Source organism: Ruegeria sp. (genome assembly GCF_028066395.1).
Classification (GTDB): domain Bacteria; phylum Pseudomonadota; class Alphaproteobacteria; order Rhodobacterales; family Rhodobacteraceae; genus Ruegeria.
In genome coordinates, this window is record NZ_JALCBM010000018.1 from 1 (window position 1) to 23,006 (window position 23,006).

General features: G+C 62.9%; 28 protein-coding genes. 8 read left to right on the top strand and 20 right to left on the bottom strand.

Going from position 1 to position 23,006, the window contains the following annotated elements; genetic code table 11:
- Positions 1–755, top strand: a 755-nt coding sequence (locus MPJ51_RS07895) for an EamA family transporter (protein ID WP_298384298.1), incomplete at its 5' end; no start/stop codon positions are given.
- Here MPJ51_RS07895 and MPJ51_RS07900 read toward each other — a convergent pair.
- From MPJ51_RS07900 to MPJ51_RS07910, 3 genes are all read right to left on the bottom strand, one after another.
- Positions 752–916 carry a DUF465 domain-containing protein gene (locus MPJ51_RS07900; protein WP_010443648.1) on the bottom strand — a complete coding sequence of 55 codons (165 nt, stop codon included), beginning with the start codon at positions 914–916 and terminating at the stop codon, positions 752–754. The two genes, MPJ51_RS07895 and MPJ51_RS07900, sit on opposite strands and share 4 nt — an antisense overlap.
- Positions 917–1,037: 121 nt before the next feature.
- Positions 1,038–1,811: a methyltransferase domain-containing protein gene (locus MPJ51_RS07905; protein WP_298384308.1), complete on the bottom strand. Its 774-nt coding sequence runs from the start codon at positions 1,809–1,811 to the stop codon at positions 1,038–1,040.
- Complete coding sequence (locus tag MPJ51_RS07910) at positions 1,808–2,023, bottom strand: DUF2007 domain-containing protein (RefSeq protein ID WP_037316655.1); 216 nt, start codon at positions 2,021–2,023, stop codon at positions 1,808–1,810. Before MPJ51_RS07910 ends, MPJ51_RS07905 begins: the two co-directional genes overlap by 4 nt.
- Positions 2,024–2,079: 56 nt before the next feature.
- Between MPJ51_RS07910 and MPJ51_RS07915 the strand changes: the two genes are divergently transcribed.
- Positions 2,080–3,078 (top strand): polyprenyl synthetase family protein, encoded by a 999-nt coding sequence (locus MPJ51_RS07915; RefSeq protein WP_298384315.1) that lies wholly within the window; start codon positions 2,080–2,082, stop codon positions 3,076–3,078.
- On the opposite strand, the gene MPJ51_RS07920 is transcribed toward MPJ51_RS07915, so the two are convergent.
- From MPJ51_RS07920 to soxR, 4 genes are all read right to left on the bottom strand, one after another.
- A complete protein-coding gene (locus MPJ51_RS07920; RefSeq protein WP_298384318.1) occupies positions 3,071–3,892 on the bottom strand; it encodes a 4-(cytidine 5'-diphospho)-2-C-methyl-D-erythritol kinase in 822 nt (273 codons plus the stop codon). The genes MPJ51_RS07915 and MPJ51_RS07920 overlap by 8 nt on opposite strands.
- On the bottom strand, positions 3,882–5,567 hold the full coding sequence (locus MPJ51_RS07925; protein WP_298384321.1) for a tetratricopeptide repeat protein: 1,686 nt from the start codon (positions 5,565–5,567) through the stop codon (positions 3,882–3,884). The genes MPJ51_RS07920 and MPJ51_RS07925 overlap by 11 nt, the downstream gene beginning before the upstream one ends.
- A 130-nt stretch (positions 5,568–5,697) precedes the next feature.
- Positions 5,698–7,344 (bottom strand): electron transfer flavoprotein-ubiquinone oxidoreductase, encoded by a 1,647-nt coding sequence (locus MPJ51_RS07930; protein ID WP_298384324.1) that lies wholly within the window; start codon positions 7,342–7,344, stop codon positions 5,698–5,700.
- A gap of 137 nt (positions 7,345–7,481) precedes the next feature.
- Positions 7,482–7,937 (bottom strand): redox-sensitive transcriptional activator SoxR, encoded by a 456-nt coding sequence (gene soxR / locus MPJ51_RS07935; protein ID WP_298384327.1) that lies wholly within the window; start codon positions 7,935–7,937, stop codon positions 7,482–7,484.
- A gap of 90 nt (positions 7,938–8,027) precedes the next feature.
- Here soxR and MPJ51_RS07940 point away from each other — a divergent pair, with 90 nt between their 5' ends.
- From MPJ51_RS07940 to MPJ51_RS07950, 3 genes are all read left to right on the top strand, one after another.
- A complete protein-coding gene (locus MPJ51_RS07940) occupies positions 8,028–8,408 on the top strand; it encodes a VOC family protein (protein ID WP_298384330.1) in 381 nt (126 codons plus the stop codon).
- A 234-nt stretch (positions 8,409–8,642) separates the two neighbouring features.
- Positions 8,643–9,113 carry a transcription elongation factor GreA gene (gene greA / locus MPJ51_RS07945; protein ID WP_298384333.1) on the top strand — a complete coding sequence of 157 codons (471 nt, stop codon included), beginning with the start codon at positions 8,643–8,645 and terminating at the stop codon, positions 9,111–9,113.
- 14 nt (positions 9,114–9,127) lie between these two features.
- A complete protein-coding gene (locus tag MPJ51_RS07950) occupies positions 9,128–10,123 on the top strand; it encodes a hypothetical protein (protein ID WP_298384336.1) in 996 nt (331 codons plus the stop codon).
- On the opposite strand, the gene glp is transcribed toward MPJ51_RS07950, so the two are convergent.
- The 5 genes from glp to MPJ51_RS07975 all read right to left on the bottom strand — a co-directional run bounded on the left by glp (position 10,120) and on the right by MPJ51_RS07975 (position 13,805).
- The gene (gene glp, locus MPJ51_RS07955; RefSeq protein WP_298384339.1) at positions 10,120–11,385 is read right to left on the bottom strand and encodes a gephyrin-like molybdotransferase Glp; all 1,266 of its coding nucleotides are present in this window, start codon (positions 11,383–11,385) and stop codon (positions 10,120–10,122) included. The two genes, MPJ51_RS07950 and glp, sit on opposite strands and share 4 nt — an antisense overlap.
- The gene (gene mobB, locus MPJ51_RS07960; RefSeq protein WP_298384342.1) at positions 11,382–11,873 is read right to left on the bottom strand and encodes a molybdopterin-guanine dinucleotide biosynthesis protein B; all 492 of its coding nucleotides are present in this window, start codon (positions 11,871–11,873) and stop codon (positions 11,382–11,384) included. The genes glp and mobB overlap by 4 nt, the downstream gene beginning before the upstream one ends.
- Positions 11,870–12,514: a molybdenum cofactor guanylyltransferase MobA gene (gene mobA, locus MPJ51_RS07965; RefSeq protein WP_298384345.1), complete on the bottom strand. Its 645-nt coding sequence runs from the start codon at positions 12,512–12,514 to the stop codon at positions 11,870–11,872. The genes mobB and mobA overlap by 4 nt, the downstream gene beginning before the upstream one ends.
- Complete coding sequence (locus tag MPJ51_RS07970) at positions 12,511–12,765, bottom strand: hypothetical protein (protein WP_298384348.1); 255 nt, start codon at positions 12,763–12,765, stop codon at positions 12,511–12,513. The genes mobA and MPJ51_RS07970 overlap by 4 nt, the downstream gene beginning before the upstream one ends.
- 101 nt (positions 12,766–12,866) lie before the next feature.
- Positions 12,867–13,805 carry a formate dehydrogenase accessory sulfurtransferase FdhD gene (locus MPJ51_RS07975; protein ID WP_298384351.1) on the bottom strand — a complete coding sequence of 313 codons (939 nt, stop codon included), beginning with the start codon at positions 13,803–13,805 and terminating at the stop codon, positions 12,867–12,869.
- Between MPJ51_RS07975 and MPJ51_RS07980 the strand changes: the two genes are divergently transcribed.
- Entirely contained in the window at positions 13,804–14,520 is a 717-nt protein-coding gene (locus MPJ51_RS07980) for an AzlC family ABC transporter permease (RefSeq protein ID WP_298384354.1), read from the top strand. The two genes, MPJ51_RS07975 and MPJ51_RS07980, sit on opposite strands and share 2 nt — an antisense overlap.
- Positions 14,517–14,849, top strand: a complete 333-nt coding sequence (locus MPJ51_RS07985; RefSeq protein ID WP_298384357.1) for an AzlD domain-containing protein — start codon at positions 14,517–14,519, stop codon at positions 14,847–14,849. Before MPJ51_RS07980 ends, MPJ51_RS07985 begins: the two co-directional genes overlap by 4 nt.
- Here the strand turns inward: MPJ51_RS07985 and MPJ51_RS07990 are convergent.
- From MPJ51_RS07990 to MPJ51_RS08020, 7 genes are all read right to left on the bottom strand, one after another.
- Positions 14,838–15,470 carry a hypothetical protein gene (locus tag MPJ51_RS07990; RefSeq protein WP_298384360.1) on the bottom strand — a complete coding sequence of 211 codons (633 nt, stop codon included), beginning with the start codon at positions 15,468–15,470 and terminating at the stop codon, positions 14,838–14,840. The genes MPJ51_RS07985 and MPJ51_RS07990 overlap by 12 nt on opposite strands.
- 21 nt (positions 15,471–15,491) lie before the next feature.
- Positions 15,492–15,626, bottom strand: coding sequence for an aa3-type cytochrome c oxidase subunit IV (locus MPJ51_RS07995; RefSeq protein ID WP_298384362.1), 135 nt, complete (start codon positions 15,624–15,626; stop codon positions 15,492–15,494).
- Between the two features lie 69 nt (positions 15,627–15,695).
- Positions 15,696–16,244: a hypothetical protein gene (locus MPJ51_RS08000; RefSeq protein WP_298384367.1), complete on the bottom strand. Its 549-nt coding sequence runs from the start codon at positions 16,242–16,244 to the stop codon at positions 15,696–15,698.
- Positions 16,231–18,069, bottom strand: a complete 1,839-nt coding sequence (locus MPJ51_RS08005; RefSeq protein WP_298384369.1) for a glycerophosphodiester phosphodiesterase — start codon at positions 18,067–18,069, stop codon at positions 16,231–16,233. Before MPJ51_RS08005 ends, MPJ51_RS08000 begins: the two co-directional genes overlap by 14 nt.
- A gap of 64 nt (positions 18,070–18,133) precedes the next feature.
- A complete protein-coding gene (locus MPJ51_RS08010; RefSeq protein WP_298384371.1) occupies positions 18,134–18,586 on the bottom strand; it encodes a DUF6173 family protein in 453 nt (150 codons plus the stop codon).
- A gap of 6 nt (positions 18,587–18,592) precedes the next feature.
- Positions 18,593–19,639, bottom strand: a complete 1,047-nt coding sequence (locus MPJ51_RS08015) for an MBL fold metallo-hydrolase (RefSeq protein WP_298384373.1) — start codon at positions 19,637–19,639, stop codon at positions 18,593–18,595.
- Positions 19,639–21,342 (bottom strand): acyl-CoA dehydrogenase, encoded by a 1,704-nt coding sequence (locus MPJ51_RS08020; RefSeq protein WP_298384376.1) that lies wholly within the window; start codon positions 21,340–21,342, stop codon positions 19,639–19,641. Before MPJ51_RS08020 ends, MPJ51_RS08015 begins: the two co-directional genes overlap by 1 nt.
- A gap of 149 nt (positions 21,343–21,491) precedes the next feature.
- On the opposite strand from MPJ51_RS08020, the gene MPJ51_RS08025 reads away from it, so the two are divergent.
- Complete coding sequence (locus tag MPJ51_RS08025; RefSeq protein ID WP_298384379.1) at positions 21,492–22,439, top strand: L-threonylcarbamoyladenylate synthase; 948 nt, start codon at positions 21,492–21,494, stop codon at positions 22,437–22,439.
- On the opposite strand, the gene MPJ51_RS08030 is transcribed toward MPJ51_RS08025, so the two are convergent.
- A complete protein-coding gene (locus tag MPJ51_RS08030) occupies positions 22,436–22,990 on the bottom strand; it encodes a YqgE/AlgH family protein (RefSeq protein WP_298384381.1) in 555 nt (184 codons plus the stop codon). The genes MPJ51_RS08025 and MPJ51_RS08030 overlap by 4 nt on opposite strands.
- Between the last annotated feature and the right edge of the window lie 16 nt (positions 22,991–23,006).

The following is a 23,006-nucleotide window of genomic DNA, read 5'->3' on the forward strand; positions in this document are numbered from 1 at the left end:
TCTGCTTCACGCTTGGCGGGTCTCTGGGCCTGATCTGGACGTGGAAATCGGGTGGTCTGGCGCAGCTGAAAACCGTGCGCTGGCATATCTATGCCTTTGGCACCGTTGGACTTTTCGGCTACCATGCCCTGTATTTTTCGGCCCTGCGCATGGCCCCCGCTGCCGAGGCCGGGCTGATCGCCTATCTCTGGCCTCTGCTGATCGTGCTGTTTTCAGGACTACTGCCCGGCGAGCATCTGCGCCCCGGCCACCTGATCGGGGCCTGTCTGGGCTTTGCCGGGGCCGCCCTGATCATCACCGGTGGCGGAGGCTCCGGGTTTCAGGCCGCCCATCTGCCGGGCTATGCGCTGGCGCTGCTCTGTGCGCTGACATGGTCGGGCTATTCCGTCCTGTCGCGGCGACTGGGCGAAACGCCCACCAGTACGGTCGCCGTGTTCTGCGTGCTGACAGCCATCGCCTCATGGCTGCTGCATTTCGCGGTTGAGGATACGGTGCTGCCCGAAACGCCGCTGGGCTGGGCCTCGACCCTTGCCCTTGGGCTGGGGCCCGTGGGGCTGGCGTTTTACGTCTGGGATATCGGGGTGAAACAGGGCGACATTCAGATGCTAGGCACCAGCTCTTACGCCGCACCCTTGCTGTCTACCGTGGTGTTGATCCTTGCCGGGATCGCGGCCCCGTCCTGGGGGCTGGCGATCGCGGCGGTGTTGATCACGGGCGGCGCCTTGATCGCGGCCCGCGCCAGTCTGAAGTCTTAGGCCGACAGACGTTCGATCTCTTCTTTCAGCTTCAGTTTCTGTTTTTTGAGTTGCGCGATATGGAGATCGTCGATGCCTGGCGAGCGTTGGGCTTCTTCCACTTCAAGACCGAGAATTTCGTGTTTTTTCTTCAGTTCCGTCAGATGTGCGCTCACGCTCATGGCGATCCTCCTTGATTGGTGTGTGTATTCCACTTGGGAAGTTGACCACATCGTTTCCACCCTGTCACGCCGCAGGTGCACAGATTCTGTCTCAAATCCGACAAATTCGGCTGGTCATTGCCTATTGGGTAGAAAACCCGGGCAACGCGGCCCCGTCCCGCAGCACGGATGACAGCTCGGGCGTATAGCTTTCCCCGTCGCGCTCATGCCGGTCGCCCGCATGCAGGATCAGCGGCGCGTGCAGGCGGAACGCGGCCCGTCCACCCTTACGGGCCCGCAGGATCACCAGTTCCGCCTCGCGCCCCCGGCGCGGTGCCAGCGGCAGGACCTCAATAGAGCCCAACCGATCAGCGCAGACCGATAACATATCCGCCAGCCGATCCGCTTTTTGGATCATGTGCAAATAGCCTTTTGGTGCCAAACGCCGGGCCGCAACATCGATCCATGCGGCCAGCGGGGTTTGTTCACCCAAGGCCACCCGGCGCCCGTCATCGACCGCAGGGCTATGCGCCCCGGCGCGAAAATAGGGCGGGTTTGCGATCACATGGTCGAATTGCTGTTGCCGAAGGTCGACGGGCAATTCCGCCAGATCACACTCGACCACCTCAAGCGGCATGTCATTCTCAGAACCATTCCGACGGGCAAGATCAGCATAGGCAGGCTGCAATTCCACCCCCGTCAGGCGCAGATCAGGCACCCGCGCGGCGAGGCAAAGAACCGCAGCCCCCGCGCCACAGCCCAATTCCAGCACCGATTGCCCCACCACAACCGGAACCGAGGCCGCCAACAGCACCGGATCGACCCCGGCGCGATACCCCGACCGCGGCTGCCACAGGCGCACTCGGCCACCCAGAAAGTCGTTGCAGGTCAGGTCGTTGGCTTCGAACCGGGTCATCGGCCCAGCGGGATCTCATTGTCGCGCATCACCCGTTCGGCGCGGGTCAGGTCATCGGCCCGCACCATCAGGCGGCGGGGGAAGATGCCGATGCCGCCTTCGAGGATGCTCATATTTACGTCCATCTGAAAGCAGTCTATATCCTCGCCCTCAAGAAGGGCGGATGCAAAGGCCAGGATGGTTGGATCGGTGCTGCGCAGAAGTTCTTTCATGGGGATGGATGTAAGGGCAAGGTAAGGCAGAAGTCGAGCCTTGTATCAGGAGTGTGATGGATATCGACACGATCACGAAACCGCATGAACGGCTGGCGGAAATTCTGGCGGGGGAAATGGCCTCGGTCAACGACTTGATCCGCACGCGCATGGCCTCGGAACACGCCCCCCGCATCCCCGAAGTGACGGCGCATCTGGTCGAGGCCGGTGGCAAGCGCTTGCGCCCGATGCTGACCCTGGCGGCGGCGCGGCTGTTTGACTATGCGGGCGATCACCATGTGCGTCTGGCCGCGACGGTCGAATTTATCCACACTGCGACCCTGCTGCATGACGATGTGGTGGATGAAAGCGCCCAGCGGCGCGGGCGGCCCACCGCGAACCTGCTGTGGGACAACAAATCCAGCGTATTGGTGGGCGACTACCTGTTTTCCCGTAGCTTCCAGCTGATGGTTGAAACCGGCTCCTTGCGGGTTCTGGACATCCTCGCCAATGCCTCGGCCACGATTGCCGAAGGTGAGGTGCTGCAGATGACCGCCGCCACCGATCTGGCAACGGATGAGGGCATCTATCTGCAGGTCGTGCGCGGCAAGACGGCGGCGCTGTTTTCCGCCGCGACCGAGGTCGGAGGCGTCATCGCTGACGCGTCCGAGGCGCAGGTACAGGCGCTGTTTGCTTATGGCGACGCGTTGGGCATTGCGTTCCAGATTGCCGATGACCTGTTGGATTATCAGGGCGATAGCAAAGCGACCGGCAAGAATGTCGGTGACGATTTCCGTGAACGCAAGCTGACCCTGCCGGTGATCAAGGCGGTGGCGCAGGCCACCTCTGAGGAACGCGCCTTTTGGCAGCGAACCATCGAGAAAGGCCGCCAGCAAGAGGGCGATCTGGATCACGCGCTTGGCCTGATGGCGAAATATGGCACGCTGGAGGCAACCCGCCGGGATGCGCTGGACTGGGCGGCCAAGGCCAAATCGGCGCTGGACGTCCTGCCGGATCATGAGATCCGCAGCCTGCTGCGCGATCTGGCCGATTACGTGGTCTCGCGCCTCAACTAAGCTGCGTTGCGCGGCACCACCAATCGGGATGGGCCGCGCCGATCTCATAAGCCGCGAAATGCGCGGCTTTCATTGAGAGATAGAGCGCGAAACAGGTCGAGCCCGAGCCGGACATGCGGGCCAGCAGAACATCGCGCGTTGCAGCCAGTTCATCCAACACTCCTGAGATTTGCGGGGCCACGCCAATGGCTGCCTCTTGCAGATCGTTGCGCTGATCACTTAGCCATTCGGCGCAGGATTCAGGCGTTTCAAAGCCCGGAATCGTACCCGGCATCGCCGGATTGTCGCGCGTTTCCAGCGCCTTGAATACGGCACCCGTTGGAACTTCCACACCCGGGTTAACCAGCAAGGCAGGCAATGCAGGCAGATCAATCGGTGTAATGCGGTCACCGATCCCCTGCATCCTTGCAGCTTTGGCCATCATGCAGACAGGCACGTCGGCCCCGATGGACAGTGGCAATGGCGCAGGAACATCCGCCCCCTGTTCACGCAACGCACGCAAGGTGGCCGCCGCGTCCGAGGACCCGCCGCCAATCCCGCCGCCGTGGGGCAGCACCTTGTCCAGATCAATACGTCCGGTCCAACCCACGGCCTCAGCCGCTTGCCAGACCAGATTGCGGCTGTCCGCAGGCACTCCGTCCGCGAACTCTCCTGTCACATTGATGGACAGATCGGGCCCGGGCGTGAACGTCAAGCGATCACCGATATCCGCAAAGACCACCAGCGAATCCAACAGGTGATAGCCATCCTCGCGCTGGCCGGTCACATGCAGGGTCAGGTTGATCTTGGCGGGCGCGAAGGCCTTAGCCGTCATTGGCGACCTTCAGCGGATCGGCTCCTTCTTCGGCCAACACCGCGTCCAGCCCGACCTCGATCTTGCGACGGATACGCTCGGGGTCGGCCTCGCCATCGGTGTCGTCGGGGTCGATGAAGGACAGGGCGCGTTTCCACTGGAACGCAGCCTCGCGCGCGCGGCCTACGGCCCAGTAGACGTCACCCAGATGGTCATTGACCACCGGATCGACCGGCATCAGGGCGACGGCACGTTCCATGGGCTCGACGGCCTCATCATACCGGCCCAGACGGAACAGAACCCAGCCGAGGCTGTCCACGATGTAGCCGCTGTCAGGCCGCGCAGCGACGGCGCGTTCGATCATGTCCAGCGCCTCGTCCAGCTTTTCGCGCCGTTCAACCAGCGAATAGCCCAGATAGTTCAGCACCTGCGGCTGATCCGGGTTCAACTCCAGCGCGCGACGGAAGTCAGCCTCGGCCGAGTCCCAGCTTTTGAGCCGTTCGTGGGATATCCCGCGTGCATAATGCAGGAACCAACTGGCGCCCGAGCCTTCTTCGGTCAGCGAAATGGCGGTGTCATAGGAGGTCACCGCCGCCGCGTAGTCTTCCTGCTGGCGCAACAGATCGGCCAGCGCCACATGGACACCGGGCAGGTCGGGCTGCTGAATGGCGAGATTTTGCAGCACCTCGACGGCGGCGTCCATCTTGCCCGAACGGCGCAGCACCTCGGCCCGGCCCAGTTCAGCCGCGTGATGGTCGATGCTGTCGGGGGGGACCATACGGTAGGCCTCGACCGCCAGATCGAACTGGTTCAGGGTTTCCAGCAGCTCTGCGCTCAGCAGGATGGCATCGATGTGGCCGGGGCGCAGGAAGCTGGCGATGCGGGTGTAGAGCAGCACGTAATCCGGCGCGGCCTCGGTGTTCAGGGCGGCGCCGACCGAGAAATAGACCTCGGCCAGACCATCCTGCGCCGATTGCACATGGGTGAAGGGCAGCGTTTCGCCCGCCGTCAGCCGTGTCGTGAAATCTTCGATGAACGGGTCGCTGCCTGCGGCAAACACCTCGGCCAGAAATTGCAGGGCGTCTTCGTTGCGGTCTAGCTGCGACAGAACCTCGGCCCGGGCCAGTGCGGCGCGGCGGGAAAAGCGTGAAACCGCGCCCTCATCGGCGGCAAAGACGGCCTCGGCCCCTTCGAAATCACCGACCGAGGCCAACGCCATCGCCTTGTGATACAGCGAAAACTCGCGCAGGCCGTCCTGGTTGGCGACCGTGTCGAACTGCTCCATCGCGCTGGTCATCTGACCTTGCCCCATATAGGCCCAGGCCATGGTCAGCCCATCAACCAGCGGCCCCACGCCTTGCGTTTCGGGGTCGCGGGTCAAAAGCTCGTCAAGCTTGCCTTCGGCGATCAGATTGGCGGCGATGGTCATGCGCGCGGCCTGACTGGGCAGGCCGGCATCTTCGATGATTTTGGCGGTGGGCAGAGCCTTGACTATTTCGCCAAGCGCCAGACGGGCCAGCAGGACGCTTTCCTGCAGCTTGGCGTTTTGCGGATCATGCCGCAAAGCCCGCGTATAATACCGGGCCGCAGCGCCGTAGTCGCTTTCATAGATAGCCTGACGCCCGGCCAGATAAGATCCGGCACCGGTATCGGCAAAGGCCGACACAGCTACGGTCGAGGTAAGAAATGCAGCCACTGCTGCGCGGCGAACCCGAGAAAACACCAAAAGCCTGCCTTATTGTCGTTAACTGACGTCAAGCTAGGGCCTTGGCGGGCAAGTAGCAATGGCAGAGCCTTCACGACCCTGCCATTGCCCCGGTTTTTGCTTACATGTTCGGATAGTTCGGACCGTCCCCGCCCTGCGGCGTGGTCCAGGTGATGTTCTGGCTGGGGTCCTTGATGTCACATGTCTTGCAATGCACGCAGTTCTGGAAGTTGATGACGAATCGCGGACCGTCCTCATCCTCGACCATTTCATAGACGCCTGCGGGGCAGTAGCGCTGTGCCGGTTCGTCGAACTTGGGCAGGTTGACCTTGACCGGGATATCCGGGTCGGTCAGGCGCAGGTGGCAGGGCTGGCTTTCTTCGTGATTGGTCATCGCGAAGGACACGTTGGTCAGGCGGTCGAAGGACAGCGTGCCATCGGGTTTGGGGTAATCGATCGGCTTGTGCTTGCTGGCGTCTTCGGTCGATTCCGCATCGTTCTTGCCGTGACCCAAGGTGCCCAGCAGCGAAAAGCCCAGCGTGTTGGTCCACATATCCATGCCGCCCAGCACCAGCGACGCGGTCAGGCCGTATTTCGACCACAGCGGTTTGACGTTGCGCACCTTCTTCAGGTCGGCGCCGATGGCACCATCACGCACGTCGGTCTCATAAGCGGTCAGTTCGTCACCCGAACGCTCAGCCTTGATGGCGTCATAGGCAGCCTCGGCTGCGGCCTTGCCCGAAAGCATCGCGTTGTGGTTGCCCTTGATGCGCGGCACGTTGACCATGCCCGCCGAGCAGCCCAGCAGCGCCACGCCGGGCGCGACCAGCTTGGGCATCGACTGATAGCCACCCTCGGTGATTGCACGGGCGCCGTAAGCCACACGCTTGCCGCCCTTCAGCAGCTCGGCCACCATCGGGTGGTGCTTGAAGCGCTGGAATTCCATGTAGGGGTACAGGTGCGGGTTCTTATAGTTCAGGTGAACCACGAAACCGACATAGACCTGATTGTTTTCAAGGTGATAGATGAACGAACCACCACCTGCATTGCTGCCCAGCGGCCAGCCCATGGTGTGGGTGACGGAACCTTCCTTGTGCTTGGCCGGGTCGATCTCCCAGATCTCTTTCATGCCGACGCCGTATTTCTGCACTTCCTTACCGGCCTGCAGGTCGTATTTGGCGATGACTTCCTTGGACAGCGAACCGCGCACGCCTTCCGACAGGAAGACATATTTGCCGTGCAGCTCCATCCCCGGCTCGGTGCCCGGACCGTAAGAGCCATCGGGTTCCAGACCGAACACACCGGCCACGACGCCCTTGACCTCGCCATTGTCGCCATAGACCAGTTCCGAGCATGCCATACCGGGGAAGATTTCCACGCCCAGCTCCTCGGCCTGTTCGGCCATCCAGCGGCAGACATTGCCCATCGAGACGATGTAGTTGCCGTGGTTGTTCATCAGCGGCGGCATCGGCGCGTTGGGGATACGGATCTTGCCCGCCTCGCCCAGCATGTAGAAGTTATCCTCGATCACCGGGGTGTTCAGCGGCGCGCCTTTTTCCTTCCAGTCGGGGATCAGCGCATCCAGACCGCACGGGTCCAGCACCGCGCCCGACAGGATATGCGCACCCACTTCCGAGCCCTTTTCCAGAACGACGACGTTCAGATCGGCATCCAGCTGTTTCAGACGGATGGCCGCCGACAGACCCGCAGGACCTGCGCCAACGATCACCACGTCATATTCCATCGCTTCGCGTTCAATTTCGGCCATCGTGGGCTCCTTAGCTAACTTTTCCGAATTGGCGCTCTCATCGAAGGTTGGGCGCAATTTTGTTTCACGGGTGATTACATGGTCGGCCAGTCATTGGTCAATCAATACACGGCGTAAAATACCAGTATTTCGACAGTTCAGCCCTCGGGGCGGTCGCCCATAAGATACCTGGGACCGCTACCATTCGATTTCGCCCGGTCATCGGGGTTGTAGAGCGCGCATTTCGGCAGGCTCAGGCAGCCACAGCCGATGCAGCCATCCAGATTGTCGCGCAGCCGGATCAGGGTATCGATTCGCTGATCCAGATGGGCGCGCAGCCCGACGCTGATATCCTTCCAGTCCTGCGGGGTGGGCGTGCGGTTGCCGGGCAGGCCGGACAGAACCTCGCGTATCTCGGGCAGGGTCAGGCCGAATTGCTGGGCGATCATCACAAAGCTCAGCCGCCGGATATCGGCCCGCTGATAGCGCCGCTGCCCGCCGGGATTGCGCCATGGGGCGATCAAACCTTGCGCCTCGTAATAGCGGATGGCGGACACGGCCAGCCCGGTGCGTTGGGCCAGCGCGCCGATGGACAGACCTTCGGATGCGGGCATGGGAACCTCCTGCAAAAAATACCTTGACCTAAAGTTAGGTTTAGAAATTACCGTGAGTCGGGACAAGCCACAATTTGCAAAGGAGATCCCATGATGGCGACGCTTGAACATACCAATTTCACCGTGCGCGACCCCAAGGCATCCGCCGCCTGGATGCAGGATGTGTTCGGCTGGAAAACCCGCTGGGAGGGACCCGCAATTGCCGGAGGCTACACCGTGCATGTGGGCAGCGCGCATACCTATCTGGCGCTTTACGCCCCGGAAAAGCCCGAACCGGCGGGCAAAAGCAGCTATGACGTGATCGGCGGGCTGAACCATGTGGGCGTTCTGGTCGAAGACATCGACGCAACCGAAACCCGCGTGCTGGACGCCGGGTTCACGCCCCACAACCACGCCGATTACGAACCCGGCCAGCGGTTCTATTTCCGCGACGACAACGGCATTGAATTCGAAGTGGTCCAATATGATTGAGATGCTCTGGCTGACCACCCCGTCTGATCGCTGGCACCGGGGGCCGCGCAAAGCGCTGGACAAACGCCCCTTTCCGCCCGAACCCAAGCGGCGCAAAGTCGCGAATTCGCAGGCCCGCGGCGTCTGAGCCCTTGCAATTCACGCTTCATTTGGGTCAGGTATTTCCCAACCCATCCTTCGCCCCGACGCTTTTGTGCGGCGGGGCGTAACACTTTTTGCGTGGACGACAAGACTATGGAAAAGATCCCCATGACGCCTGCGGGCAATGCCGCGCTCGAGGCGGAGCTGAAAAACCTCAAATCCGTCGAGCGCCCGGCGATCATCGAAGCCATCGCCTCGGCCCGTGAGCTGGGCGACCTCAAGGAAAACGCCGAGTATCATTCCGCGCGCGAAAAGCAGGGCTTTATCGAAGGCCGCATCAAGGAGCTGGAAGGCATCCTGTCCCTGGCCGATGTGATCGACCCGGCCAAGCTGAACGGCGCGGTCAAGTTCGGCGCCAAGGTCACGCTGGTCGATGAAGACACCGATGAAGAAAAGACCTGGCAGATCGTGGGCGAGTATGAGGCCAACATCGAAAACGGATTGCTGAACATCAAATCGCCCATCGCCCGCGCCCTGATAGGCAAGGACGAAGGCGACAGCGTCGAAGTGCGCACGCCCGGCGGTGTGCGGTCCTATGAAATTCTGAGTATCGAGTACGCCTGACCGGAGCATTTGTCATGTCCGAGCCGAAACAAGAACCCGAAGCCGAGCGTCCGACCTCGCTGGGTATCTATGACCGCCCGGGCCAGCCTGCAATCACGGGGATCGAGATCGCAGCCATCGTGCTCAGCGCGGTCTGGCTGGTGGTGTCGGTTCTGTTTCTGGTTCTGCCCGGCCCACAGCAGGGCGGCGGGTTTATCGTCACCTTTCTGGCCGTGTTCATGCCGGTTGCGATGATCTGGGTTGCGGCCATGGCGATGCGCGCCAGCCGCATCATGCGCGAGGAAAGCGCCCGCCTGCAGACCGCCATCGACGCGATCCGCAACGCCTATGTTAGCCAGCAGCAGCGCGCCGCCAGCAGTTACGAGCCCGCCATGGGCCGCAAGCTGGACGAAATCGCCGCAACCGCGAAAAAGACCGAAAGCGCGCTGGCCACGTTTTCGACTAACCGGACCGAACCCGCCCGAACCAGCACCCCCGCCCCGGCGCGGGGCGATCAGACCTCGCTGGAGCTGGGCACCACGGCCGAGGACATCACCCCGCCCCTGCCCACGGATATCTTCATCCGCGCGCTGAATTTTCCCGAAACCCAGACCGATACCGAAGGGTTCGATGCCCTGCGGCTGGCGCTCAAGGACCGCAAGGCGGCGCAGATCGTGCAGGCGGCCGAGGATGTGCTGACCCTGCTCAGCCAGGAAGGCATCTATATGGACGACCTGCGCCCGGACATGGCGCGGCCCGAGATCTGGCGCCAGTTCGCCCAGGGCGAACGCGGGCGTTCGGTGGCCGCACTGGGTGGCATCCGAGACCGCTCCTCACTGGCGCTGACAGCGGCGCGGATGAAACAGGACCCGATCTTTCGCGACGCAGCGCACCATTTCCTGCGCCGGTTCGACCATATGATCGTGGATTTCGAACCCGAGGCCAGCGATGCCGAGCTGACCGATCTGGGCGAAACCCGCACCGCACGAGCCTTCATGCTGCTGGGGCGCGTGGCCGGGACGTTCGATTAAAGCCCGAAACTGCCGTAAGGGATGAACCGAACCGGATCGCCCGGTTTGATGTGGCGTTCTCCATCCCCGATCTCGACCAATCCTTCTGCCCAGCTGAGGCCGCTGATCCGGCCCGAGCCTTCCGACCGGAACACCTCGGCCCGGCCATCACGGACGCGGGCGCGCAGGTATTCGCGGCGGCCCGGTTTCTTGCGTTTCTCAAACGCGGCGGGCAGGTCGAAGCCCTGCGGTTCCTGCCAGCCCTCACCCGCCATCAGACCCAGCGCCGGGCGCGCAAAGATCAGCGTGCAGACCATCGCCGCCACCGGATTTCCCGGCAGGCCAAAAACCGGCGATCCGTTCCACATGCCCAGCGCCAAGGGCCGCCCGGGTTTCAGCGCAATCCGCCATTGTTGCATCGCGCCCGCCTCGCGCAGCAGGGCCGAAACGTGGTCTTCATCCCCCGCCGAGGCACCCCCGCTGGTCAGGATCACGTCCGCCTGATCCGCCGCCGCATCCAGCCGCGCGTGCAGGGCCGCACGGTCATCGGCGACGCGGCCCATATCCACCGACTGAAACCCCATTCGGTCGATCAGCGACAGCAGCATGGGCCGGTTGGCGTCATATATCTGGCCCGCTCCTGCGGTCTCACCGGGCTCAACCAACTCATCCCCGGTGGACAGCACCGCCACACGCAGCGGAGCCCGCACCGGCACGTCGGCAATACCCACCGCTGACAACAAGGCGAGATCGGCAGGGGTCAACCTGCGCCCCTCGGCCAGCGCCTGATCGCCTTGCGCCACATCCTCACCCGCGCGCCGTGTGTTGGCCCCCTGTTTCAGCGGGCCGCGAAAAGCGATGTGGCCATCCTGAACGGTCACATCTTCTTCAAGAATGACCGTATCCACCCCATCAGGCAGCGCAGCGCCGGTCAGCACCCGCAACGCCTGCCCCGCCGGAACCGCGCCGTCAAAGGGCAACCCCGCGGCCGCGCGGCCTTGGGCCAGCGGTAACACATGCGCACCTTCGGGCCTGCCCCCCGCAAAACCATAGCCATCCACCGCCGTGTTTGGTTGCGGCGGGTTCGACCGCTGCGCAATCACATCCTCGGCCAGAACCCGCCCCGCCGCTTGTGTCAGAGGTGTCGTTTCAACCCCGGTCACGGGCCGCAACCTGTCGCGCAACAAAGCCAGCGCCTCATCGACCGGCGTCCAGCTTACCCCGGCGGGCAGCGCAAAACAGTCGTTGCGCAGGGGCGGAGGGGTGATGTCCGGTTTGCTCATAGCCCGACCTCTTTCAGGATGAAATCCGCGATGGCGACCGTGTCGTCCAGATCGAAGAGCGGACGCTCCGTATCCAGTGACGTGTCGCTGGCAATCGCGCGGATGGTTGGATCGCCGGAGGCGATCAGAGGATTGTTCGCCACAGCCCGAAACGCCTCGACCTTGGGGTGCGGTTCTCGTTTGAACCCCTCGATCAGCACCAGATCGACCGGGGCCAGACGGGCCAGCAGGTCTTGCAGCGACGGCTCGGGCGCGCCGCGCAGTTCCTGCATGATCGCGATGCGTTGGCCCGAGGCCAACAGCACCTCGGACGCACCGGCCATGCGGTGGCGGTGACTGTCGGTTCCGGGCTGGTCGACATCGACGCTGTGATGGGCATGTTTCAGGGTCGAAACCGAGAAACCACGCCCGGTGATCTCGGCCACCAGCCGTTCCATCAACCCCGTTTTACCAGCGTTTTTCCAGCCGGTGACGCCGTAGACCCTCATGCCTGCTCCAGCAGTTTTTCCGCGCGCGCCAGATCGTCGGGCGTGTTGACGTTGAAAAACGGATCGAAGGGCTCGGCCGGAAACAGCGCCTCACGCCCGTCATGTTTGTCGGTCCACAACACGACCTTGCGCAGCCCGTCATTCAACGCAGCCCGCAAGTCATCGCGCAGCGCCACCGGCCAGAGGCCAAAGGTCGGGTGCCGGTTGATCCGCTTGCCCCCACCTGATTTCAGAGCCTCGTCGCCGGTGCGCGGCGTGGTGGCCAGCACCAGAGGATACGCCTGACCCTCGGCGGCCTGCATCAGGCGTTGAGCCAGATCGCGCGGGAAGAATGGCGTGTCCGCAGCGGCGGTGACGATACTGTCAGCCCCTTGACCGGCGGCCCAATCGAGCCCGGCCAGAACTCCGGCCAGAGGGCCCGCGAAGCCTTCGATCGTATCCGGTATGACAGGCAGGTTCAGGTCGGAAAACCGTTCAGGATCGCCATTGGCATTCAGGGCGAGGCCGTCCACCTGCGGAACCAGCCGGTCGATCACATGGGACAGCAGAGGCCGTCCGCCGATTTCCAGAAGACCCTTATCGCCACCGCCCATCCGGGTTGCGAGGCCACCGGCAAGGATAACACCGAGCGGTTTGGTCATGATGTGCCCTCCGGGATTTCATAGGGCCGTGCGGTCAGAACATTCAGCAGGAACATGACAACAAAAAGCGCGACGGCTGAAATCCCAAGAAAGAAAAGGGCATATACCAGAAAAACAAAAAACAGCCCCGCATAAGCGCGTCTGCACGTGTTCAATTCCTTGGTGACTTCTTCCGAGCCGTTGACGCAGCCAGCAAACAAAAGATTTCGCGACACTGCGCGACTAATCCCAGAAGCATTGAGTTTTGCCATTAGCGGCCACCACAGTCGAACAGTAAGCCAAAGACCTACGACACCAAACATCATAAGAGGCGCTAGAAACAACAGCGCAGGAATGAATATGTCCGACATCGTTACCCCGCACTCTTCCGTCGATGTTTCTTGTCCTCAACCGCCACACTCGCCGGATCGACATCGCGCAGCAACCGATCCTCACCCGACAGGCAGACAAACCGCTGCCCGCGCATGCGGCCGATCAGCGTCAGGCCGACCTCGCGGGCAATCTCGACACCCCAGGCGGTAAAGCCCGAGCGGGAGGCCAGAACCGGGATGCCCATCATCGCGGTCTTGATCACCATCTCGGATGTCAGACGTCCGGTGGTGTAGAGGATCTTGTCCTCTGCCCCCGCGCCTTCGGACAGCATCCAGCCCGCGATCTTGTCGACGGCGTTGTGGCGGCCCACGTCCTCCATATAGACCAGCGGGTGGTTCTCGCGGCACAGGACGGTGCCGTGAATCGCCCCGGCCTCAAGATACAGAGACGGGGTGCGGTTGATCTTGGCGGCCAGATCATACAGCCACGAGGTGCGGACCGTGACCTGCGGCAGGCGCACATCCTCCAACCCCTCCATCATGTCACCGAACACCGTGCCCACGGCACAACCGCTGGTGCGGGTCTTTTTCTTCAACTTATCCTCATACGAGGTTTCGCGTGCTGTCCGCACCACCACGGTTTCCAGATCGTCGTCGTAGTCGACACGCGTAATCTCATCATCGGCCAGCAGCATGCCCTGATTGCGCAGGAAGCCCAGCGCCAGATATTCGGGGTAGTCGCCAATGGTCATCGCGGTCACGATCTCCTGCGCGTTCAGGAAAATCGTCAGCGGGCGCTCTTCGACGACCGAGATATGGCTGACCTCACCATTCTGGTCCACGCCCTGAACCGCACGGGTCAGGCGGGCCGCGGTGGGGTCCGGTGCGATGATGTAGTCCGACAGGTCCTGTTTCCTAGCCAATTGCAACCCTTTCCCAAGCCCGCTACTGCTGCTGGCAACACCATAGGATTTAGCCATGGCATTCACCACATCCAAGTCATACTTCTGGAAGGGATTTCGCGACGGCACCCCGTTTGTCTTTGTCGCCATCCCCTTCGGCACCCTGTTCGGCGTTTTTGCGACTGAGGCCGGGCTGAATATCGTGCAGACCATGACCTTTTCCGCGACGGTCTTCGCCGGGGCCGCGCAGTTCGCGGCGTTGCAGCTGTTGCAGGACAACACGCCCACCATGATTATCCTGATCTCGGCATTGGCCGTGAACCTGAGGGTGGCGATGTATTCCGCCTCGCTGACCCCTTATCTGGGCGCTGCACCCCTGTGGCAGCGCGCCTGTGCGGCCTATCTGATTGTCGATCAGTCCTATGCCAGCTCCATCGTCCGATTCGAGAAAGAGCCCGAACTGACCGTACCCCAGCGCATGGCCTATTTCGTTGGATCGGTCACGCCGATCACGCCGCTCTGGATTATCGCCACCTATCTGGGCGCGGTGCTGGGCACGCAAATCCCCGAAAGCTGGGCGCTGGATTTTGCACTACCGATCACCTTCCTGTCGATGATCGGCCCGATGATGCGGACGCTGCCGCATGTGATCGCCGCGCTGGTGGCGATTACCGTGTCGCTGCTGACGGTCGCGGCCCCTTATAATCTGGGCCTGCTGATCGCGGGCTGCGCGGGGATGATGGCGGGCGCACAGGCGGAACTTTTGATGGAACGCAGAAAGGCCAAGGCATGACACCGGTCGATCCAGTCACCATGTGGACCATCATCATAGGTCTGGCCATCGGTAGCTACGCGCTGCGCTTTACCTTCATCGGTCTGGTCGGGGATCGCCCGATGCCGCCCTGGCTGTTGCGCCACCTGCGCTATACGGCGGTGGCGATTCTACCCGCCTTGATTGCACCGCTGGTGGTCTGGCCCTCGGCCACCGAGGGGCAACCGGACGTGCCGCGCATGGCGGCGGCGGCGGTTGCACTGGCTGTGGGATTGGTCACCAAGAACGTGCTGGCGGCCATCTTTTCAGGGGCCGCCACGCTATACGGTCTGCTCTACCTAATTGGTTGAGGTCGCGTCCAGCTGATTGAGCCGCGCATTGTTCGCCGCCAGCCCTTTTTGCAGGTCCGCATCGTCATTCTCGCGATATTCCGAGGTCACGACGCCGGGGATTTGCCCGAACTCCTCGGACAGTTTGACCGGAAAGAATGTGGTGCCGATCTGCTCGAACCCCGGCACCTGCTGCAACAGGCGCGAGGTGGAATTGGCGCAATAAGCGCTGGAGACCGGGCCGCTTTGCTTGGCCAGTTGCAGGGCAATCTCGGCCTGCTGCGGCGTCACCTGAACGGTCTGGATCTTGGCGTAATGCGTTTCGCGGGCGTGTGAACTGCGATAGGCACGCTCGACCGCCGGGGTAATGCCGTAAAGGACGTCATCCTTGATCGGCACCACATCGGCGCGGAACGATCCTGCGGGGTCAAAAATCACCCGCTCACTGCCGCTGATCATCAGGGATGTATGCGCCCCTGATCCGGTGCGCGTGTTGATCATCGTATAAAGCGTCAGGGTCGATGGCCCCGGATCGCTGTAGGATCGGGACAGAACCTGCGACGGATCAGCCTGCGGACGCTGAGAGCCCGTGCAGCCAGCAACGGTTGCTGCCAGCAGGCAGGCAATCAAAATCCTGATCACGGGGGAACCCTCCGGCCCGGATTACGCGGCGAAAACCGCCAGGAACAGGCAGAGGAATGCGATGATCACCACGCACCAGGTGGTGAATTTGACGAACCCGTCAAAGGTTTTGGTTTGAACGGTGATGTCCATTTCGCCGTGCTTGTGGTCAGCCATGTCTCTCAAGAATCCCAATTCGCGTGTTTGAGGTGTTGGATAATGCAAAACGCGCAGGCTGTCACGACGTCATTCGCGCGCAGGTAGCGCAAAGACCGAGCATCCGTCATAGCCAAACCCCCAGCGCCACGGCAAACCGCTGCACGGGCCACCGCCAAAGCGGACGGCCATGAACATCGCCTCACCCGTGATGGTGTGGACCGAGCGGATCTGGTCGGGCGTCATATCATAGCGCACGGCGTATTCGTCGGCATGGGTTCGGCCGTGATCGATGACGCAAGCACGCAGCGTATCATCGGCGGCAAGGCGGGCGTCGAAACTGGCCTCAGCCGTCTGCGCGCCGCCTGCGTTGTGATAGGCGCGGTCATGGGTGACGCAGCAATATTCCCACGGTGGGTGTTCTTCGTAGAGCGCGCTGAATTTCGGGAACGTATCCGCCACCAGCCGCCAACTAGAGGACAGCCCGCCCGAGCAGCCATCGGTTTCAAACGGCGTCAGGTTCCCCCGTGCATCCATCAGGGCGCGATGGGCGGGCATTTCCACGTTGCGCATCAGGTCCTGCGCCATTGCGGGTGTGGACAGGGCCGCCAGAAGGGCCGCGCATTTAAGGGTTCTCATCGCGTATATCCGACGTGTCGACCGACAGGCCAAATGTCGTGGCCAGCCACAGCAGCAACCGCTCACCCGGCCCCATTTCGGCGCGCACCCGCAGCACCTCGCGCGCCATGGCGGGGCGGTCGGTGATCAGCCCATCCACACCCATCGAGGCCATGGCGGACATTTGCAGCGGGTCGTTCACCGTCCAGACATAGATATCCTTGCCCGCCGCATGGACCTGACGGATCAGGCCGGGCGTCGCCAAATTGGCGTTGACCGCCAGGAAATCACCGTCGAGCCCCGAGAGATCACCCACCGCCGTCGCTGCCAGCACGCCCGCACGCCAGTCGGGCCGCAGCGCTTTCATCTTTTGCACGGCAGGGTATTTCAGCGACATGGTGGCGATGTCGTCCTGCATGTCCAGTTCCTCGACAATCGCCGCCACGCGGTTTTCCAGATCGACATCATGGCCGTAATATTTCAGCTCGATAATCACCTTGGACTTGCCCTTGGCCGCGGCCAGCACGTCACGCAGGGTCGGCGCGCGCTCATCGGCATATTCCGGGCCGAACCAACTGCCGATATCAATCTCGGCCACGTCCTGCATCGTGGCATCCCAGACCTTGGTCGGCACGCCCGCAAGCTTCATGAAATCGCTGTCATGGGCGATGATCACCACTCCATCGGCTGTTTCCTGCACGTCGATCTCGACCCAGTCAGCCCCGTCCTCGATCGCTTTCAGGACCGACGCCATGGTGTTTTCCGGTCTTAGCGCCGCCGCCCCGCGATGCCCGATGACATCTGCGTGGTCGGGGGCTTGCACCCGCTCCAACAGCCCCTGCCCGAACCAAAGGCCGATCAGAACGGCGGCCACGGCTGCACCAACGGTCACCAGAACAGGGCGGCGCAGATTGCCCGGCTCAGGATGCGGCAAGGCATCGGTGCGGGGTTCGAAAAACCCGTCCAACAGAACCGCGAGAGCGCCCAGCGCAATGGCGGCCAGAACCAGCCCCGCCAGCGACCAAAGCCCCGCGACAATCAGGCTGAGCGTCAGTGCAAACCGCAGGTTGACCCCGCTCTGCAACGGCACCAGCGCGAATAGCAGCCCCGCCACAAAGGCAATGGCGGCGGCGATGGCAATACGAGCGGCCAGCCACAGCGCCAACTCGATCTTGAGCCGCCCGCGTTTGCCCTCCATCCGGGTATCGCTTTCGGCAAAGGCGGCGGCTGGCGCGGAGCCTTCGAACAGCACCAGATGCAGACCCAAGGCCCAGCCTGACAGCCTGCGGATCAGAACCCACGCCATCGCCAGAACCACCAGCCCGATCAACGCCACCGCAGCCCAGAAGGCGGGCGGGTGGAAGGTCAGGTAATAGTTGATGTCATACTCGGTCAGCGTCCACCACGCGATCAGCGCAGCCACGACCACGAAGGGCAAAGCCAGCACCAACACGCGCAGAACCAGCCGCACTGCAAAACCGAACAAGGCGGGCAGGCGCGACAGGATCAGCCGGATCGCGGACCCTCCGGCCCGCCACGGATCGCTTTCGCCCATGCGCAACGATCCGGCCATGACGGAGAAGACAAAGACCTCGGCCAGTAGAAACAGGCTCAGGATTGCGACCCCGGCGATAAAACCTATCGGAGATAGCAGGAACATGGCGATGTCCTGATCCGTCAGCGCGGTCTGATCGGACAGGGACACCGCCAGATTGACCAGCACCGCAACACCGGGCGCGATCAGCGCCACCAGCAGCAACCGGACCGCGATATAGATCGGCACAAACACCCGCCGCCGCGCCCACGCACCGGCATAGGCATTTGTAACGGCTGAAAAATAACTCACGCAGCACCCTCCTGAATGATGCTCTCATTCAAGGCTGCGAAGACGTGAATTGCAAGCGGTGGCGTCAGTTATCCTCAAGATCCGCCGCCAGGCGAAAGCCGATGCGGTTGGCGGGTTTATCCTCGACCGATTTGGGCAGGGCGCGCAGCATCACGTTCAGCTGGCTGACATGCTGCACCAGCTGGGTGCGCGCGCCGCCCCCGTCCGAGCCGTAAAAGGTGATGATATCCGGGTCGAAATAGCCCATCCCTTCGATGCGCATCACACCGGCATCGCCGCCGGTGAAGCCCATCGCGACCTCATGATCGCCGTCCAGCGTCTTTTCGAAGTTCTGGATATAGAGGATCAGCCGCTCATAGGCCCATTGCGCCGGGCTTTTGGTCTCGACCGGTTTTTGCAACGGCTCCGGCAATTGTTTGGTGCCCGAATCCGCCTCGGAATTGGCATGAACCTCGTGGCAGCGCGGCAGGGCTGCGGCTTCGGCGGCCTCGGCCGAGGTTTCGATCTGGTCCTGCATCTGGTTCTACCCTTTGCGCTGATACTCCCACGCCCCGTCCGCGCGCCGCGTCCGGGTGACAGCCTCAATGTGGTAGAGATGGTTGAGATGTGCAACCGCCTCGACCAGGGCAAGCCCGTATTCGCCACCCTTGATGGCGCGCTTGAACAGCGGGGCAAAGCATTCGGCGGCAGCCTTGGGCTGGTCCAGATCAGCCAGCAGACGGTCCAGCGCGCCGTGGTGATTGTCGATCAACTGGCGCATCCGCACCGGCAGGCCGGTAAAGGGCAGCTTGTGCCCGCCCAGCGTCAGGTGATCAGGCCGCGCCAGATGCTGCAGGCGCTCGCAGGCTTCCAGCCAGTCGGCCACGGGATCGGCCATCGGCTCGGTCGCGTAGACACCCAGATTGGAACTGATCGAGCTAAGGATCTGATCGCCGGTCAGAACCAGATGGTCGTCGCGGCTCCAGAAGGTGGCATGTTCCGGGGCGTGGCCATTGCCGATATGCACGTCCCAGTTACGCCCGCCCATGCGGATCACGTCACCCTGTTTGACCCGGGTAAAGCCCAGCGGCATCGGATAGACCACATCGGCAAAGTTGAACGGGCGTTCGGCCATCCGTTTGGCCAGCACATCCGGTGCCATGCCTGCACTGCGGTAATAGTCCAGCGTCTCCTGCGGCCAGTTCTCTTGCACGTCCAGCGACAGCATGCGCGCGAACAGCCATGCGGTGCGGGTCGTCACCAGCTCGGCCCCGTGTTCGGACTGAAACCACCCGGCATTGCCGATATGGTCGGGGTGATGATGGGTCACCACCACCCGCCGCACCGGTTTGCCCGCCAGCGGCCCGGCCATCACACTGTCCCAGATCGTCCGCGTCTTGTTCGAGGACAGCCCGGTGTCGATCACCGTCCATCCATCACCATCGTCCAGAGCGTAGACATTCACATGATCCAGCGCCATGGGCAGCGGCAGGCGTATCCACAAGACGCCCTCGGCCACCTCAATCACCTCACCCGGTGCCGGAGGTTCCGCCCATGGGTATCGAATGGTTTGTGCCACGTCCCCGTCCATCAGCCTGCCAGCTCCTCGATATTCAGCGCATAGAGGTCATCCGCGCCCTTCTGCGCCTGCGCCAACAGACCCGCGTGTTCGGGCAGCTGAGCATTGACGTAATACCGCGCTAGTTTGGCCCGAGGCCCGTCCGGGTCGGCCAATGCCGCCGACAGGTGGTAATGTGCGCCCAGAACGCGGGCGAAGGCCCCCAGATAGGCGGTTGCGCCAGCAAAACGGGCGGTCATGTCGCTCTGCGAGACCAGCCACTCGGTGGTTTCGCGCAAGGACTCGGTTGCCTCCCACACCGGCCCGGCCAGATCGGGCAGGGTCGCGCGGGCATGTTCCGCCTGATCCTCGATCTCATCCAACAGGCGCGAGGCCGCCTCGCCGCCATCCATCATCTTGCGGCCCACAAGGTCCATGGCCTGAATGCCGTTGGTGCCCTCGTAAATCGCGGTGACGCGGACATCGCGGTAATATTGCGCGGCTCCGGTTTCCTCGATGAAGCCCATGCCGCCATGCACCTGCACACCGGTGTCTGAAACGCGCATGCCGGTCTGGGTGCCAAACGCCTTACAGATCGGTGTCAGCAGGGCGGCCCGCGCGGCCCAGTCGGTATCGCCGGTGGCGGTGCCCATGTCGATCGCCGCCGCATTGGCCAGCAGGATCGCCCGCGCCGCGAATACATCGGCGCGCATATCCATCAGCATCCGCCGCACATCCGCGTGGTCGATGATCGTGCCCGATGGCGTCTTGCCCTGCTTACGCTCCAACGCATAGGCCAGCGCGTGCTGATAGGCGCCTTCGGCTGCGCCGACGCCCTGCCCGCCCACGCCCAGACGCGCGTTGTTCATCATGGTGAACATGGCCGCCATGCCGCCATGCTCCTGACCCACAAGCCACCCCTTGGCCCCGTCATATTGCATCACGCAGGTGGGTGAGCCGTGCAGGCCCATCTTTTCCTCCAGCGAGACCACCTTCAGATCATTGGCCACACCCGGCTTGCCGTTCTCATCGGGGATGTATTTCGGCACCAGAAACAGCGAAATGCCCTTGGTCCCCGGCACCCCGTCCGGCAGGCGGGCCAGCACCAGATGGCAGACATTTTCGGTGAAATCGTTATCGCCCCACGAGATGAAGATCTTCTGCCCGGTCACCGCATAGGTCCCGTCCCCGTTGGGTTCTGCCTTTGAGGACAGCGCACCGACATCCGAACCGGCCTGCGGCTCGGTCAGGTTCATGGTGCCGGACCATTCGCCCGCCATCATCTTGGGCAGATAGAGTTCCTTGATCGCATCACTGGCGTGATGTTCCAGTGCCTCGATCTGTCCTTGAGTCATCAGCGGGGCGAGTTGCAGCGACAGGCAGGCGGCGCTCATCATCTCGTTCACCGCCGTTGTCACCGTCATCGGCAGGCCCATGCCGCCATATTCGGGATCACCGCTCATCCCGATCCAGCCGCCCTCGGCAATGGCCTTCCAGCCCTCGGGATACCCGGCCGAGGTGCGCAACACGCCGTTTTCCAACCGGGGATGATCCAGATCGCCAGGGCGCTGCAGCGGGGCCATCACCTCTTCACACATCTTGCCCGCCTCGGACAGGATGGCGCTGACCACATCGGCGCTGGCCTCGGAAAACCTCTCGGTCGCGGCAACCTGATCGAAGCCGATCACATGGTCCAGCAGGAACTGATAGTCTGACAATGGGGCGCGGTATGGCATGGCTTCCCTCATGGGGCTTATCGGTGGGCGTGTCGGCGCAGTACACGCGCGGGCTTGGCAAGCGCAAGCCGCGCCGGTATGCATCTGGGCTTGGACGATTACCTACCGTTCCATATGTTGCAAGCAACCAAAACGCGGCGTCACGACCCATGATCCCTTACCGCACCGAATATCTGTCCGCCGATCCCGCCGGGCTGGCGCAGGCCGCCGATCTGCTGCGGCAGGGCCAGCTGGTCGCCTTCCCGACCGAGACGGTCTACGGGCTGGGCGGCGATGCCCTGAACGGAGAGGCGGTCGCGGCGATCTATGCAGCCAAGGGGCGGCCCAGCTTCAACCCGCTGATCGCGCATGTCGCCTCGGTCGAGGCGGCGCAGCGGTTTGTCGAATGGTCCGATCAGGCCGCGCGTCTGGCCGCCGCCTTCTGGCCCGGGCCGCTGACTTTGGTGCTGCCGCTGCGCGATGGGCACGGGGTTTCGTCGCTGGTCACCGCCGGGCTGGACACGTTAGCGGTGCGGGTTCCGGCACATCCCACCGCGCGCGCGCTGTTGCAGGCGGTGGACAGGCCGGTCGCGGCGCCCTCGGCCAACCCATCAGGCCGGATCAGCCCGACCACAGCGGATCATGTCCGTGCCGGGCTGGACGGACGCATCGCCGCCGTTCTGGATGACGGCCCCTGCGGTGTTGGTCTGGAATCCACCATCGTCGGTCTGGCCGGAGAGCCCACTCTTCTCCGCCCCGGCGGCATCGCGCTGGACCAGATCGAACAGGTTCTGGGCACGCAACTGCATATCCACCAATCCGGCGACCTGCTGACCGCCCCGGGCCAGCTGCAATCGCATTACGCGCCCGAAGCCCCGGTGCGGCTGAACGCGCACACCCGGCAAGGTGAGGAAATCCTTCTGGGGTTCGGCCCGGTTGACTGCGACGTCAACCTGTCGGCGGATGGCAACCTGACCGAGGCTGCCGCCAACCTGTTCGCAACCCTGCATAAACTGGACAGGTCCGGCCGCCCTATCGCCGTGACACCGATCCCATCAGACGGGCTGGGCGCGGCCATCAACGACCGCCTGCGCCGGGCCGCCGCCCCGCGCGGCTAGGCGCGTCCTGCGCTGGCCGACAGGCTCAGGGGGTCGACGCCAAGGGTGGCCAAAGCAGCCTCCCATTTCTCGTCATCCGGCAGGTCATAGACCAGTTTCGGGCTGGCCTCGGTGGTCAGCCAGCCATTCATGGCGATCTCATCCTCCAACTGGTCCGGGCCCCAGCCGGAATAGCCCAGCGTCACCATCGAATTCAGCGGCCCCTTGCCCGAGGCTAGATCCTCAAGCACATCCAGCGTCGCGGTCATGCTGAAATCATCGCTGATCTGCATCGAATGCAGGTTCGCCTCGTAATCCGCGGAATGCAGGACAAAGCCGCGCGACATCTCGACCGGGCCGCCGAAATGCACCAGCCTCTCACCCACAACCGGCACCCGGCAGGGGATGTTGAGCTGTTCCAGCAGCGTCTTGATCCGCAGGTCCGAGGGCTTGTTGACGATCAGCCCCATCGCACCATCCTCGGCATGGCTGCAGATATAGACCACCGAGTGTTCGAAACGCGGATCGCCCATGCCGGGCATCGCAATCAACAGTTTTCCGGTCAGGTCCATGGGGGTAACTCTTGCG